This window comes from Streptomyces sp. NBC_01476 (assembly GCF_036227265.1).
Classification (GTDB): Bacteria; Actinomycetota; Actinomycetes; order Streptomycetales; family Streptomycetaceae; genus Actinacidiphila.
This window is the reverse complement of the sequence record NZ_CP109446.1, coordinates 8,284,304-8,298,877: the sequence shown is the minus strand read 5'-3', so window position 1 is coordinate 8,298,877 and position 14,574 is coordinate 8,284,304. Positions and strand designations below refer to the sequence as shown.

At 71.6% G+C, this 14,574-nt stretch carries 15 protein-coding genes; 2 read left to right on the top strand and 13 right to left on the bottom strand.

All coding sequences use genetic code 11. From position 1 onward, the window contains the following. The first annotated feature begins 25 nt into the window (after nucleotides 1-25). Nucleotides 26-760: a GntR family transcriptional regulator gene (locus OG552_RS35975; protein WP_329141375.1), complete on the top strand. Its 735-nt coding sequence runs from the start codon at nucleotides 26-28 to the stop codon at nucleotides 758-760. On the opposite strand, the gene OG552_RS35970 is transcribed toward OG552_RS35975, so the two are convergent. From OG552_RS35970 to OG552_RS35910, 13 genes are all read right to left on the bottom strand, one after another. Further along, nucleotides 690-1,796, bottom strand: a complete 1,107-nt coding sequence (locus OG552_RS35970; RefSeq protein ID WP_329140354.1) for an amidohydrolase family protein — start codon at nucleotides 1,794-1,796, stop codon at nucleotides 690-692. The genes OG552_RS35975 and OG552_RS35970 overlap by 71 nt on opposite strands. Then, the gene (locus OG552_RS35965) at nucleotides 1,793-2,626 is read right to left on the bottom strand and encodes an alpha/beta fold hydrolase (protein ID WP_329140352.1); all 834 of its coding nucleotides are present in this window, start codon (nucleotides 2,624-2,626) and stop codon (nucleotides 1,793-1,795) included. The genes OG552_RS35970 and OG552_RS35965 overlap by 4 nt, the downstream gene beginning before the upstream one ends. Then, on the bottom strand, nucleotides 2,623-3,519 hold the full coding sequence (locus tag OG552_RS35960) for an FAD binding domain-containing protein (protein WP_329140350.1): 897 nt from the start codon (nucleotides 3,517-3,519) through the stop codon (nucleotides 2,623-2,625). The genes OG552_RS35965 and OG552_RS35960 overlap by 4 nt, the downstream gene beginning before the upstream one ends. Continuing rightward, nucleotides 3,516-5,936, bottom strand: a complete 2,421-nt coding sequence (locus tag OG552_RS35955; protein WP_329140348.1) for a xanthine dehydrogenase family protein molybdopterin-binding subunit — start codon at nucleotides 5,934-5,936, stop codon at nucleotides 3,516-3,518. The genes OG552_RS35960 and OG552_RS35955 overlap by 4 nt, the downstream gene beginning before the upstream one ends. Then, on the bottom strand, nucleotides 5,936-6,427 hold the full coding sequence (locus OG552_RS35950; RefSeq protein WP_329140346.1) for a (2Fe-2S)-binding protein: 492 nt from the start codon (nucleotides 6,425-6,427) through the stop codon (nucleotides 5,936-5,938). The genes OG552_RS35955 and OG552_RS35950 overlap by 1 nt, the downstream gene beginning before the upstream one ends. Nucleotides 6,428-6,477: 50 nt before the next feature. Then, a complete protein-coding gene (locus OG552_RS35945; protein ID WP_329140344.1) occupies nucleotides 6,478-7,230 on the bottom strand; it encodes a GntR family transcriptional regulator in 753 nt (250 codons plus the stop codon). Further along, nucleotides 7,227-8,684 (bottom strand): UbiD family decarboxylase, encoded by a 1,458-nt coding sequence (locus tag OG552_RS35940; RefSeq protein ID WP_329140342.1) that lies wholly within the window; start codon nucleotides 8,682-8,684, stop codon nucleotides 7,227-7,229. The genes OG552_RS35945 and OG552_RS35940 overlap by 4 nt, the downstream gene beginning before the upstream one ends. Nucleotides 8,685-8,718: 34 nt before the next feature. Continuing rightward, complete coding sequence (locus OG552_RS35935) at nucleotides 8,719-9,717, bottom strand: ABC transporter substrate-binding protein (RefSeq protein WP_329140340.1); 999 nt, start codon at nucleotides 9,715-9,717, stop codon at nucleotides 8,719-8,721. Nucleotides 9,718-9,729: 12 nt separating this feature from the next. Further along, nucleotides 9,730-10,563, bottom strand: a complete 834-nt coding sequence (locus OG552_RS35930; RefSeq protein ID WP_329140338.1) for an ABC transporter permease — start codon at nucleotides 10,561-10,563, stop codon at nucleotides 9,730-9,732. Next, nucleotides 10,535-11,374, bottom strand: coding sequence for an ABC transporter ATP-binding protein (locus OG552_RS35925; RefSeq protein WP_329140336.1), 840 nt, complete (start codon nucleotides 11,372-11,374; stop codon nucleotides 10,535-10,537). Before OG552_RS35925 ends, OG552_RS35930 begins: the two co-directional genes overlap by 29 nt. 236 nt (nucleotides 11,375-11,610) lie before the next feature. Beyond that, a complete protein-coding gene (locus OG552_RS35920; RefSeq protein WP_329140335.1) occupies nucleotides 11,611-11,814 on the bottom strand; it encodes a hypothetical protein in 204 nt (67 codons plus the stop codon). Next, nucleotides 11,811-12,209, bottom strand: a complete 399-nt coding sequence (locus OG552_RS35915) for a hypothetical protein (protein WP_329140333.1) — start codon at nucleotides 12,207-12,209, stop codon at nucleotides 11,811-11,813. Before OG552_RS35915 ends, OG552_RS35920 begins: the two co-directional genes overlap by 4 nt. Nucleotides 12,210-12,311: 102 nt before the next feature. Further along, entirely contained in the window at nucleotides 12,312-13,337 is a 1,026-nt protein-coding gene (locus tag OG552_RS35910; RefSeq protein ID WP_329140331.1) for a thaumatin family protein, read from the bottom strand. A 204-nt stretch (nucleotides 13,338-13,541) separates the two neighbouring features. Between OG552_RS35910 and OG552_RS35905 the strand changes: the two genes are divergently transcribed. Further along, nucleotides 13,542-14,510: a hypothetical protein gene (locus tag OG552_RS35905; protein ID WP_329140329.1), complete on the top strand. Its 969-nt coding sequence runs from the start codon at nucleotides 13,542-13,544 to the stop codon at nucleotides 14,508-14,510. Nucleotides 14,511-14,574: the final 64 nt, after the last annotated feature.

Sequence of the window (14,574 nt, the reverse complement as noted above, 5' to 3'; positions counted from 1 at the left end):
ACGAGGGTTGAGGCGGTGCGTGACGATGGCGGTCGACGGCGGGAAGCCGGCCGGACCCGCGCTGACGGCCGGGGAGCGGGAGATCCTGCGGGTGCTGGGGCGGTCCGAGGAGATGGACAGTGTCAGCGCGCAGATCCTGGTCGCGATCGGCTCCGGGATCGTCGAGGGCCGGCTCAAGCCCGGCGACGACCTCAACTCAGTCGAGCTGGCCCGGCGGTTCAACAGCAGCCGCACCCCGGTCCGTGAGGCGCTGCAGACCCTGGAGCGCGAAGGGCTGGTCGAGATCGCCGCCCGCAAGCGGCCCCGGGTGCGCCGGCTGGGGCTCACCGAGGTCCGCGAGATGTACGAGCTGCGCGGTGAGCTGTACGGCCTGGTGAGCCGGCGGCTGGTCGCACACTCCACGCCCGGGCAGATCGAGGTCTTCCACGGCATCCAGGCCCGGCTGGAGGAGGCCGCGGCGGCCGGGGACCTGGAGCGGTACTTCTGGCTCGTCGTGGAGTTCCGCAACACCGAGGCCCGGCTGGCCGGGAACGAGACGGTCCGCAACGTCCTGGACTCGGTCGGGGTGCGCACCCTGCAGTTGCGGCACCTGAGCCTGTCGCTGCCCGGGCGCCTCGACACGTCGGCGGACGACCACCGCAGGCTGGTGCGGGCGTACGCCGACGGTGAGGCCGAACTGGCCGCCGCCCTCACGCAGTCCATCGTCCGCCGGGGGCTGGCCGCGGTGGAGCGCTCGGGGTGGCCGGGTTCACCGGGCTGAGGGTGCCGAGGAGACCGGCCGCGGCGGTGACGGTGTCGCGGTCCTTGCCGTCCAGGCCGGCCGCGTCGAGCGCGCCGACGGGCCGGTCAAGGCGCATCGGGAACGGGTAGTCACTGCCCAGCACGACACGCTCCGCGCCCGCGAAGTCCACCAGGTGCCGCAGCGCGTCGTCGTCGTGCAGCACCGAGTCGAACCAGAGCCGGTCCAGCAGCCGGCGCGGGGCGAGGCTGCCCCGGGCGCGGAAGGCGGGCGGTGCGGCGGTGAAGCCGCGGTCCAGCCGGCCGATCTGGAAGGGTACGAAGCCGCCGCCGTGCACCAGCAGCACCCGCAGCCGCGGATGGTTCTCCAGCACCCCGCCGAGCATCAGGGCCGCCGCGGCGAAGGTGGTCTCGGCGGGGTTGCCGACCAGGATGTGCAGGAAGAGCCGTCTGCTCCGTTCGGGCACGTCGAGTTCGGCCGGGTGCACGATCACCGGCACGTCCAGCTCTTCGACCGCGTCCCAGAAGACATCGAAGCGGGCGTCGTCCAGCCCCTGTTCGCCGACCCGGGCGCCGATCTGCACCGCCCGGTGGCCGAGTTCGCCGACCGCCCGGCGCACTTCGCCGGCGGCCAGGCCGGGTTCTTGCAGCGGTACGGCGGCCGCGGCCCGGAACCGGTCGGGGTGCCCGGCCACCAGAGCGGCCAGCGAGTCGTTCTGGACCCGGGCGAGCCAGAGGCCGTCGGGTCCGTCGAGTTCGTAGCCGGCCAGGTCCATCCAGGGTGCGGCGAGCTGGACGTCGACGCCCGCCGCGTCCATCCAGGCGAGACGGGCCGGCACATCGCTGAGCGGGGGGATCAGCGGGAGACCGCTGAGCCGGCCGGCCACCTCGACCCGCACTCCCGTCTCCTGCTTGACGATCCGCACGCCATGGGCGGCGCCCTCGGCCTGGATGCGCTCGATCGCGGGCGCGCCGACGTGGTGGGCGTGGACATCCACCACGGGGCCGGCGGGGCCGCCGGCAGGGGCGCCCACCGGGCCGCTGATGGGGCCGTTCATGACCGGCTCCCGGCTGCCGCGCGGTCGAGCAGGCGGGTCAGGGCGTCCACGACGACCGCGGGGTTCTCCAAGGGGGTGAGGTGGCGGGTGCCGGGGACGACCACGGCGGGGCCGTCCCCGATCCGGTCCGCGAGGTCCCGGGCCATCGCCGGAGGAGTGGCCTGGTCGTCCTCCCCCACCAGTACGGCGGCCGGGTGCGGGATCAAGGACGCGGACTGCCGCAGGTCGGCGGCACCGAGCATGGTGCAGGTCGCCTGGTAGGCGTCGGAGTCGTTGGCGGTGAAGACCTCGGTGAGCCGGTTCATCAGCTGCGGCTGTGCCTGGCGGAAGGCGTCGCCGAACCAGCGGGTGAGCTGGAAGGGGATGAGGGAAGGCAGGCCCTTCTCCCGCGCGGCGGCGGCCCGGCCGGCCCAGTCCTGGGAGGCGGTGGGGCCGTACCAGGCGGTGGTGTCGATGAAGAGCGCGGCCCGCGTGCGGTCGCGGTGGCGGGCGGCGAAGGCCTGCGCGACGCAGCCGCCCATCGAGCAGCCCGCCACGGCGGTGTCGGCCCAGCCGAGGTGGTCGAGCAGATCGGCGAGGTCGTCGGCGAACTGCCCGGTGGTGTACGGTCCGGCGGGCTTCCCCGACCTGCCGTGGCCACGGCAGTCGTAGGTGACCGTCTCCGCTCGGCCGTCGAGTGCGGCGGTGACTCCGGACCACAGCGAGCGGTCCAGCGCCAGGCTGTGGACGAAGACGATCCGCGGGGCACCTTCGGGGGCCGGGTGGCGGGTGTAGGACAGCGTGACGCCGTCCCGGGTCGTGGCCTCGCCGTGGACGGGGGTGGCGGTCATCGGCCGGCTCCTTCCGCGGCGCGCAGCGCCGCTCGTGTGACGGCCCGGCGGGTGAATTCGGCGATCATCCGGGACTTGTAGGGTGCGGAGCCGCGCACGTCGCCGTAGGGCCGGGTGCCTGCCGCGGCGCGCCGGGCGGCCTCCTCGGTCAGGGCGCTGTCCACGGTGCCGCCCCGCAGGCCGGCGAGGTCGACCAGGACGGGGCCGCCGGTGACCGATCCGACGGCGACCGTGAGCCGTTCCACCGTGCCGGAGTCGTCCAGGTGCACGACGGCGGCCACGTTGACGCAGGCGTACTCCCACACTCCGCGGACGAGGAACTTCTCGTACGCCGAGCCGGTTTGGCCGTGGGCGGGCAGCGGCAGCCGGATGTCCTGGATCAGTTCCCCGGCGCGCAGGTCGGCCGCATCCGTGATCCGCAGGGTGCGGGTGGACCGGGCGCTGCGCACGGTGAGCAGGGCGCCGGCCGCGGCGAGTGCCACGGGCGGGTCGTGGCTGTCGTCGGCGGCGGCGATGTTGCCGCCGAGGGTCACCATCCGGCGGATCCGGGCGGTGGCGACCGAGCCGACGGCCTCGGTGACCACCGGCCAGGCGGCCCGCAGGCGGGTGTCGGCCTCGACGGCGCTCAGCCGCAGGCCCGCTCCGACGGTGACGTGGTCGTCCGACCAGGTGACCGCGGTGAGTTCGGGCAGGGACGCGACCGGGACCAGCGTGGTGGCCCGGGGCGGGCGCCGGGCCTGGCGGGCCAGCGTGTGGCCCACGCCCCCGCCGACCGCGGCGGCCTGACCGCCGGCGAGCAGGGCGAGCGCTTCACCGAGGGAGCCAGGGGTCGTCATGGTGACCGGCGTGCGGGGGGCATCAGTGGCGGCCAGGTCGTGGTGGAGCGTGGTCATCGGTGGTCGCTTCCCTCGTCGGTCCCGCCGGCCGGCCCGGCCGCGGATTCAGCACCGGGCCCGTCACCGGGACGGCCGGCCGGTTCGCCGCCGGCCGCCGCGGCGCGTTCCTGGATGCCCCAGAAGATCTTCTCGGCGGTGATCGGCAGTTCGTGGACGCGTACGCCCACCGCGTCGGCCACCGCGCTCGCCACGATCGAGGGGACCGGGTCGAGGGCGATCTCGCCGACGCCCTTGGCGCCGAACGGCCCGGTGGGCTCGTAGGAGTCGGCGAACTCGATGTGGAGTTCCGGCATGATCCCCGCGGTCGGGAGTTTGTAGTCGGTGAAGCTCGGGCGGGTCGGCGCCCCGGCGTCCCAGTCGAAGCGTTCGGTGATCGCCATGCCGAGCCCCTGCGCGATGGCGCCCTCCACCTGGCCCTGGGCGAGCGGGGGGTTGAGGACCGTCCCGCAGTCGACGGCCGCGGCGAGTTCCCGTACGGTCACCGCGCCGGTGGCCGGGTCGACCTCGACCTCCGCGGCTTCCGCCACGAAGTTGTAGGCACCGGACTCATTGCCGTACCGCAACTGGTCGGGGAATTCCGACGGGTTGTCGAAGGACCCGAGCCCGACGATCGGCTCGCCGTTCGGCCGGTAGAGCTCGGCGCGGACGACCGTGCCGACGGGGAGACGGACCGGTCCTTCGTCGTCCGGCCCCGCCGGGGCGTGCACCACGCCGTCGGCCACCCACAGTTCTGCGGCCGGGCGGCCGAGCTGCCGCGAAGCGGCGTCCAGCAGCCGCTCGCACGCCTGCTCGGCGGCGCGTTTCACGGCGTTGCCCGCCACATAGGTGACGCGGCTGGCGAGCGCGCCCAGGGCGTGGGTGGTGAGGTCGGTGTCGGGCCGCGAGACGGTGATGTCCGCGACAGCGAGGCCGAGTTCGGCCGCCGCGATCTGCGCCAGCGTGGTCCGCGCGCCGGTGCCGATCTCGCCCTCGCCGACGATGACCGCGGCGCGGCCGTCCTCGGTCAGCCGGACGATCGCGGAGCTGCCGTCGTAGTCGCCGAAGCTGCGCCGGCCCGAGACATGGACGCTCACACCCATCGCCAGGCCCCGGCCGGGGACGCGGGCGGCCCGCTTGTCGTACCAGCCGATGGCTTTGGCGGCGCGGCGGATGCACTGTTTGAGCTCGCAGCTGCTGATCCGGTGGTTGTGCGGGGAGACGCTGCCGGCCTCGACGGCGTTGAGCAGGAAGAGGTCGGGTATCTCGATGCCGAGTTCGGCCGCGGCGAGGTCCCACGCCTGGCCGACGGCCCAGTCCGCGGAGGGGTTTCCGAAGCCGCGGAAGGCCCCGGTCGGCACCAGGTTGGTGTAGACGAGACGGGAACGGGCCCGCACCGCACGGTAGTTGAAGAGGGCGTCGTGCCGCACGGTGGCCGCGCCGAGGACGGCCTGGGCCTTGCCGGTGTAGGCGCCGTTGTCGGCGACGAGGTCGATGTCCTTGGCGGTGACCAGTCCGTCGGAGGTGAAGCCGAGGCGGACGTGGTAGCGCATCGGGATACGGGGTCGGCTGGCGAGGAACTCCTCCTCGCGGGTGTTGACCAGTTGCACCGCGCGCCCGGTCTTCCGGGCCAGGATGGCGCAGATCACCGAGGTGTTGTCGTCGCCGGACTTGCCGCCGAAGCCGCCGCCGACTTCGGTCTGGACGACCCGGACCGCGCGCAGCGGAAGACCCAGGGCCGTCGCGTAGCGCTGCCGGGCCAGGAAGGGCGTCTGGGTGTTCACCCACATCGTGACCCGGTCCTGCGACCATTCGGCGGTGCAGCCGATGGTCTCGATGGAGCCGTGCCACTGGCGGGTGCTCTCCCAGACGCCTTCGACCACGACGTCGCTGCGCTCGAACCAGGTCTCGGCGCCGCCGCGGTCGAAGGCGAACTCGTGCGCGATGTTGCCGGCCGCGTCGTCATGGACGAGGGGCGCACCGTCGGCGAGCGCCGCGTCCAGGCTGAGGACCGCGGGCAGCACTTCGTAGTCGACGGAGATGAGTTCGGCGGCGAACCGGGCGGTGTCCAGGTCGACCGCCGCGACGGCCGCGATCTCGTCGCCGACGTAGCGGACCCGTTCGACCGCGAGCGGGTAGAGGTCGGGCCGGAACGCCCCCCACTTGACGTGTGCGGTGTCGGCGCCGGTGATGACCGCGTGCACGCCGGGCACCCGTTCGGCGCGGGAGGTGTCGACCGCCAGGACGCGGGCGCTGGCGTGCGGTGAACGGACCACGGCCGCGTGCAGCATCCGCGGGATCCGGGTGTCGGCCGCGTAGACGGACTTGCCGGTGACCTTCTCCACCGCGTCGATCCGCTCGACCGCGCTGCCGATCACCGGGGGCAGTACGGCGCGGTCCAGGGGGAGTTCGGTGACCGGCGCGTGCGTCGTGGTCATCAGCGCGCCTCCTTCGTGAGGGCCTGGTCGAGGGATACGGCCATACGCGCCGAGTCCAGGATCTTCACGTATCCGGTGCAGCGGCAGTAGTTGCCGTCCACGGTCTGCCGCAGCCGCTCCTCGCCAGGGTCGGGTTCCTCGTCGAGGAGCGCCCGCAGCGCCATCACATGGCCGGGGGTGCAGAATCCGCACTGCAGCCCGGCGCACTTCACGAAGGCGCTCTGGACCGGATCGAGGCCGTCGGGGCCGCTGAGGTCCTCGATGGTCCGTACGTCGCGGCCGTCGAGCAGGCCGACCATCTGCAGGCAGGCCGGGACCGCCTGGCCGTCGACGATGACCGTGCAGGCCCCGCAGTAGCCGATGGCGCAGCCGGACTTGGTGCCGGTCAGGCCGAGGTCGTGGCGGAGCACGTCGAGCAGGGTGGCGGCGGGATCCTGGACGTGGATCTCGACGTCTTCGTGGTTGAGGGTGAAGCGAACGGGGACTGCCATGACCTTCCTTCGGGTCGGCTGGGCCGGCGGTGCGGGGTGCTGACGGAGCGTCATGGCTGGTTCCCGGTCCACCCCGAGCGTTCGATCGCCGCGAGTCCGCTGAGCACCAGTGACTGGGTGAGGGCGGCGGCGAGCCCGGCGTCGCGGTCCTCGTACGCGCGTACCAGGCGGGCGTGGTCGCCGAGCGAGGGCTCCAGCCGGCCGGGTTGGGCGAGGCTGAGATGGCGCAGTTGCAGTGCGCGCAGGCCGAGTGTGTCGAGGACGCGGCGCAGGGTGATGTCGCGGGCGATCTCCAGTTCGGCGTTGCGGAAGCGGACGTTGGCCCAGAAGTAGCGGTCGACGTCCCCTTCGGCGGCGGCGCTCTCCAATGCGCGCTGATGGGCCCGTAGTCCGGCCAGGTCGGCGTCATTGGCGACCTTGACCACGGTGCGGCTGACCACGGCGTACAGGTGGGCGCGCAGGCTGTAGAGCTCGCGCACCTCGCGGATCGCCAGCCGGGCGACCCGCGGCCTGCGGCGGGCGGCGATCTCGACGAACCCCTCGCGCTCCAGGACCAGCAGCGCCTCCCGGACGGGGGTGCGGCTGCTGCGGAAGGTGCGTGCCAGGTCGACGGAGTTGAGGTCGTCGCCGGGTGACAGGCGGCCCTCGATGATCTCGGTGGCGACCGCGACCGCGATCTCGTCGGCGATGCTGTCACTGGCGACGCTCCGTTTGAGGATGCGCAGCAGTTCCTGCCGCCGGGTGCCGTCGCTGATCGACGGGTACCCGTAGGCGGCGACCGGCGGCGCGGTCTCTGCCGTCACCAGGTGCCGCCCAGGACGTCCGGCCAGCGCCGCACCACATGGTCGACCAGCTCCCGGCTCGCCTCCGCCACCCGGGGGAAGTCCTTCAGCCGGGTCCAGGGGCGGCAGGCGTCGATCACGGCGCGGGTGTTGAACGGGGGCAGTCCCGGTGCCCGCAGCGGGTCGACCCGGCTGCCCCAGGTCTGCCGCATCGTCTCGATGTCGTCGGCCGGATCCGTACGTGTGCAGACCGCCCACATCACGTCGTTGAGGCTGCGCGGGTCGACGTCGGCGTCCACCACGACCACGAACTTGTTCATGTAGGCGGCCGACGGCAGCTGCGAGGTGAGGTATCCGGCCTGGCGGGCGTGGCCGGCGTAGCTCTGGTGGATGGCGACGGCGAGCAACTGCCGTCCGCCGCCGACCTCGTGGGCCCACACTCCCTCGACGCCCGGGAGTCCCGACCTGATCAGCGCGTCCTGGATCATGGCGGACTTCATCACGCTGCGCATGTACGAGTAGTCGTGCGGCGGCTTTCCGGGCGGGGCACCGAGCTGGATCGGGTCGTCGCGGTGGTAGATCCGCTCGATGTCCATGGTGAGCACGGCTTCGGTGCCGCCGCTGTAGTAGCCGGTCCACTCGCCGAACGGCCCCTCCTGCTCCTTGCGGTCGGGGTAGAGCCAGCCTTCCACGGCCAGCTCGCTGTGGGCGGGGATCGGCAGGCCGGTGACCTCGCCGCGGATCACCTCGACCGGGCGGCCCATCACGGCGCCCGCGTACTCGAGTTCGGACACGCCGGCCGGGACCTCGGTGCCGGCGACGACGAGCAGCAGCGGGTCGTGGCCGAGCGAGGCGGTGACGGGAGCGCGCCCTTCCTTGGCGAACCACGCACGGACGTGGGCGGCGCCGTGCTTGCCCGCCTCCATGTTGACGCTGGCGGCCCGCCCGCCGTTCTGCACCTGCATGCGGTAGGCGCCGGCGTTGAGGACGCCGGTCTCCGGGTCGGTGGTGAAGACGGCGCAGCCGGTGCCGGCGTAGCGCCCGCCGTCCGACTCGTGCCACTTCGGCACGGGGAAGTCCAGCAGGTTGGCGTCACCCGCGGTGATCACGTTCTGGCAGAGGGGTCCTGAACCCACCACGTCGACCGCGTACTTGCCGGCGTTCTCCAGCCACTCGCCGGGGCGGCTGCGCAGCGCTTCGACCAGGCCGCGGTCGTCCAGGTCGGTGCCGAGCCGCAGGGTCATGCCGAGTCTGCGGGCGTTGCCCATGCTGGCGGTGAGGACGCGCTGCCCGTGCCGGTATCCCTCGATGTCGTCGAAGAGGAGGGCCGGCGGCGACGGGCGTTTGTAGTTGACCTCAGAGGCGGCACCGATTTCCTTGTCCCAGTGCGCGCCGGTGATGGTGCGCACCTCGCCGAGTTCATGAGCGAGTTCGAGCCAGCTCCGCAGATCGTTGACGTCGTCGAGGGAACCCACGCCACTCACCTCCTGTCCTGCTGTGTTGTTGCGCTCACTTGTAGAGCGACGCGATGTAACCGGACTTCCGCAGTTGATCGACGAAGGAGTTGTCGACGTACTGGGACGTGTTGGCGGGCATCTTGCCGATGCCCTTGTCCGCGGTGACGGCGAAGGCCTGCCGGACCAGCGCGGGACTGACGGTGGGCGTCCTGGCCCACAGCCGGTCGAAGAAGTCGTACGAGTACTCGGCCAGCGACGCGTTGTCGTTTCCGCTGTGCTTCTCGATGCTGGCGATGGCCGCGGACTTGTCGTTGTGCAGGATCGCCAGGCACTCGGCCTCGGACTTCACGAAGGCGCGCACGGCCGGCTCGTTCTTGTCCACGTAGTCGGTCTTGACGGTGTAGGCGTTGGCGGCGGTCGGGTACTGGGTGAAGTCCATGACCTTCTTGAAGCCCTGGGAGCGGGTCTGGGTGCCGGTCGGCGGCTGGGTGACGATGGCGTCGACTGCGCCGTTCTTCAGCGCGGAGACCTCGGCCGGCGTGCTCTTGAGGTAGACCTTGTGGACGTCGTTGGGCGCCCATCCCTTGGCCTTCACCATCGCGTCCAGGGCCGCGTCGCCGAGCGAACCGGGCGAACTCAGCCCGATCTTCCTGCCTTTGACCGCGTCCGGTGAGCCGATCGACGGCTTGCCCCACATCTCCAGGTAGTAGCTGGAGATCGGCAGCGCGATGTACCGCAGGTCGACGTGTTTGAGGTTCATGGCGCCGGCCGCGGTGGAGGTGGTGGCGCCGACCCCGATCTGCACGCTGTTGCTCACCAGTGCGGCGACCAGCTGCGAGGAGCTGTTGAGCAGGGTCAGCTTGACGTCGAGGCCGTTCTTCTTGAAGACCCCCTGGTCCTCGCAGACGTAGAGGTCGGAGTAGGCCGCGCCGATCGCGGTGTAGCCGACGGTCATCTTCATGCTGGAGGTGGGGAGTTGTCCCGCGCATCCGGAGACGGCGGCCGCGAGGACCAGTCCCAGCGGCAGCGGGAGGAGCTTGGCTGTGCGCATGGCGGCTCTCCCTCAGTCCGTGCCCGACCAGAAGGTGAAGCGCCTTTCCAGGTAGGCGACCCCGTGGGTGAGCACGATGGCGACCACCGCGATGACCGCGATCGAGGCCATGGCGTCGTCCATCTGGAAGTTGGACGTCCTGAGCTGGACGACGTAGCCGAGGCCCTCGGACCCCATGAAGAGTTCGGCGACGATGGCACCGATCAGTGCGCGGCCCACCGCCTGCCGTACGCCGGCGAGGATGTAGGGCAGCGTCGCGGGGAAGGCGACGGCCCGCAGGGTCATCAGCCGCGAGGCGCAGTAGGCGCGGGAGACCTGCAGGTGGCTGGGTTCGAGGTTGCGGGCGCCGGCGATGACGTTGATCAGCAGCGGGAACAGCGCGCTCCACACCACGATGACGATGCGGGCGTTCTCCCCGATGCCGAACCAGAAGATCAGCATCGGCAGGAAGACCACGTAAGGGACCGAGTACATGATGCTGATCAGCGGATCGGTCAGCCCGTAGAGCACCCGGTTGCGTCCGATCAGCAGGCCGAGCGGAATGCCCGCGACGATCGAGATGCCCATGCCCCAGGCGACGATCGACAGCGTCGACCCGAGCGGCGACCACACGTCCCCGGTCCTGAAGGAGTCGACCAGGGCGCTGAAGGCGCCGGACGGTGAGCTGCTGAAGTTGGAGTCGACCACGCCGGTCGAGGCGCAGATCTGCCAGACGGCGAGGGCGACGGCGAGGCCGACCACGCCGAGGACGAGATTGAGGTACCGGTCGAAGAGCCTGCGGCGGCCGATCCCCGGCGCGCGGGTCGCGGAGCGCGTCCTAGCCGGCGACAGATGCGTTGCTGTCATGGTCTTCTGTCCTCCTGCCGGACTGGTTCTGGCTCATCACGAGACCGAGGATGTAGTCGCTGATCTCCTGGAACGCGGGCGATCGCTTGACGTCGGCGCGGCGCGGGCGGGGCAGGTCCACGTCGACGATCTCCACCAGGTGGGCGGGGCCGCTGGAGAAGACCACGACCCGGTCGGCGAGGAAGACCGCCTCCGGTACGTCGTGGGTGACGAAGACGGCGGTGTTGCCGGTGCTCGCGGCGTCCGCCTGCCAGACGCGGGTGAGCTCTTCCTGCATCAGTTCGCGGGTCTGGGCGTCGAGCGCGGAGAAGGGTTCGTCGAGCAGCAGCAGGTCCGGGTCGGTGGCCAGGGCGCGGGCGAGGTTGACCCGCTGGCTCATGCCGCCGGAGAGCTCGCGCGGGTACGTGCCCTCCTTGCCGGCGAGGCCGACCAGTTCCACCAGTTCGGCGACGCGGGCCTTGCCCTTGGCGTCCAGGCGGCCCTGTGCCTTGAGACCGAACTCGATGTTGGCGGCGACATCGCGCCACGGAAAGAGGGATGCCTGCTGGAAGACGAGCGACCGGTCCGGGGCGGGGCCGGTGATCTGCCGGCCGTTGAGTGCCAGCCGCCCGGATTCCACCGGTGTCAGGCCGGCCAGCGCGGTCAGGAAGGTGGTCTTCCCGCAGCCGCTGGGTCCCACGATGGCGACGAACTCGTTCTCCTCGACGTCGAAGGTGAGTCCGTCACAGGCGAGGGCGAACGAACCGCTCCTTCGCGACCAGTGCCCGAGCTTCAGGTCCTCCACGGCGAGTTTTCGGCGCGATGGGTTCACGGGTACCTCCTCCTCGAGGTTGTGCCGATCACCCGCGTCCCGAGGCGAAGTGTCGACACTCGGATTCAAACAGTGCCGAAACTCGATGTCCATAGCGTCGCCAACGAAAAGTTACGTTGAAGTGTCGACACTTGCCGGTTGTTGACGCTCCTCGGTCACCGGGTCACCCAGCGTCCGCGGACACCCGGGGCAGGCGCGGCACTCGCCGCGCCTGCCCGGTTGCGTGACCGGCAAATTCAGACCGCCGGGTTCCGGCGGTGCTGCCGGGCGTCGGCGTCGTCGGCCGCGTCGAGGATCGCCGCCGCCAACTCCCGTGCCTCGGTGCCGTCGAGGTGCAGGGCGTCCGGGACCGCGAGGTAGACCTGGCCGGTGCCGTCGAGGAACTCCGGCCCGAGGATGACCCGGCCGCCGAGGTACGACTCCTTCGCGTACTCGCTCATGCCGTGGTCCCCGGCTCCGGCCGCTCGTAGAGCGCGTTGAGCAGTCGGTCCAGCTCCACCAGATCGGGGTGGTGGGCGGCCATCCGCAGGCCCCGGTCGTGGTCCCTGATGTCCTCACGGACCTCGCTCCCGGCGGAGTCGGGCACGGCGTCGGCGGTCGCCGCGGCATCGACGGCGCGGTGCAGCGCCTGCCCCATCGCCTGGTAGGCATCGGTCATGGGCCGCTTGATCTCGTCGATCATCGCGGCCACCTCCGCACGTACGATCGCCAGATACGCGCCCCGTTGGACGAGCGCCTCGTCCACGGCGGCCTTGGCCGTGTCGAGGTCCAGATCAGCCCGGGCAGCTACGCGGGCGGCGAGCCTGTCGAAGAGTGCCTGCTGCGAGTCGGTCATGCTTCATCATCCCGCGCCGGACACCGGAATGCGCAGCGGACCCGGCAGCACGTCGCCGGGCCGTCCCCGCCCCTCCGCCCGGCGCTTTCCCGGCCGGTGGCGCTAACTCGTGCCGAAGGTGATCCGGTAGTAGCAGGCCCCCTTGCAGGCCATCGTCGCGGAGTCGTCGAAGGCGTACGAATAGGCGTACGGCTCGGCCTTCTTGAAGACCTGGGTGTAGTCGACGGGCCACTTGGCCGGCACGCAGTTGTCACGGCCCGCCCAGGCCCCGCGGCAGCAGTACGTGTCGCCGCCGAAGGCCGCACACGGCGGCTCGCAGCCGATGACCTGGCCGCCGTTCTTCGCCTGCATGGCACTCGGGCAGTCGATGGGGCTGGTGCAGGTGCCCTGGTAGCAGCCGGAGGAGGAGACCGGGTCGGTGCTGGAGGTGTGGGAGATGTTGATGAACATCGGCAGGTTGGACCCGTCGACCATGCTGACGTCGTAGAAGTCCATGCCGGCGTAGGCGTTGAAGGTGAACTCGCCGAGGGTGGTCGGGGTGGTCGGACCGCCGCAGGTCGTTGTGCAGTCACCGGTCAGGCAGGTGCCGGCGGCGTCGCCGGTGCAGCCGGTCCTGCCCCAGATCCGGCCGCCCCAGGAGTTGCCGACGGTGAGCGAGAAGCTCTGCCCCGGCTGGAGTCTGCGGCCGCCCGGGTAGGCCGCGGAGGTGTTGGTGACGACGGCCCAGACGGTCTGCTGGGTCCGGTTGACGACGGTGATGCTGCGCTGCCCGGCGGGGGCCGCCGGGGGCTGGACCGCCTTCGCGCCGGCGCCGGCGGCGGGGGTGCGGCTGGGCGTCGCCCTGGGCGGGGTCGTACGGACAATGCCGCGCGCCGCCTCGCCCGCGCTGCCCGCCGCCGCGGTGCCCGACGGGCTGGGCCGGCCGGTGCCGCCCGGTTCGGACCCGGGCCCCGACGGGATCCCCGCGGTGGGTCCCGCGGCGGCCGTGGTCCGCCCGTCGGCGGTCTGCGTACGGTCGGACCCGGACGGCTGGGAGATCCAGGAGATGACCGCCACCGCGGCCACCGCCGCCACGATCGCGGCCAGCCAGCGGGACGACGACCGCGCCCGGTGCCGCCTGCGTGTCATTGCGTGCCTCATGTACCGGAGACCGCAGGCAGGGCCGCCGGATAACAGAAATCCGCGCTCCGGCCCGCTCGCCCGCCTCCCGCGCGACGCGCCTCGTCCGAGGGCATTCACCGCGGCGTAGGGCCACGTTCGCGCGCGGGAGTTCTCCGCCGGTCAGTGTCTCGGGCTGACAGCAGCACATGGCGGACTCGGAGGGTGATGGCGATGAACAGCACAGGCAGGATCACCGGCGCGGTGGCGGCGATGGCGGTCGCGGGCCTCCTGGCATGGAGCACCGGGCTGGTGACCGCGCAGGCGTCCGCCCCGGCGTCAGCGGTGCGCGGGGCCCCGGCGGCGGCCGGGGTGACCGCTCCCCCGGCCTTCACCGCGACCCCGGACAAGACCTTCTCCGCGGCGGACGCCCACCAGGGGGTGGCCGTGGACGCGAAGTTCTTCTACGCGGTGAACAACCAGAGCATCACCAAGTACGACCGCAGGACCGGCAAGGCGGTGCTCCAGTTCGTGTCGGACGACAGCGGTCCGATCATCCACATGGACAGCGCGACCGTGGTCGGCGACAAGCTCTACGTCGCCACCTCGGACTACGACAGCGCGCCGGAGGAGAGCTCGGTCGAGATCTTCGACACCCGGACGATGCGGCACATCGGCACCCACAGCTTCGGGATCTTCCGCGGCTCGCTGACCTGGCTGGACCGCCACGACGGCGCCTGGTACGGCGGCTTCGCCAACTACGACGAGGTCCCGGACGGCCAGACCCAGCCGTACGGCGGCACCGACAACACCCAGATCGTCAAGATGGACGACGCCTTCCAGGTCCAGCAGGCGTGGGGTGTGCCGCACGAGATCCTCGACCGCTTCAAGCCGATGAGCAACTCCGGCGGCTCCTGGGGCCCGGACGGGCGGCTGTGGATCACCGGTCACGGCCTGGACGAGGCATATGTGACGGAACTCCCGGACGCCGGGTCCGACCTCAGGTGGATCGCCACCGTGCGGCTCCCCCAGGTCGAGGGGCAGGCCATCGCCTGGGACCGGTCCCGCGGCGCCGACCCGACGCTGTGGGCGATCAAGCGCTCCACCTCGCAGGTCCTCACCTTCACCGTCCCTTACCGCTCGATCAAGGAACCGCACACCAGCTCCTTCCACGTGTACGGGCCGGGGCAGATCCAGCAGTAGCCGCCGTCCGGCGGCGCCCGGTCGCACCTCCTTAATCGGTCGGACTAGTCTGTTCGATTAAGGA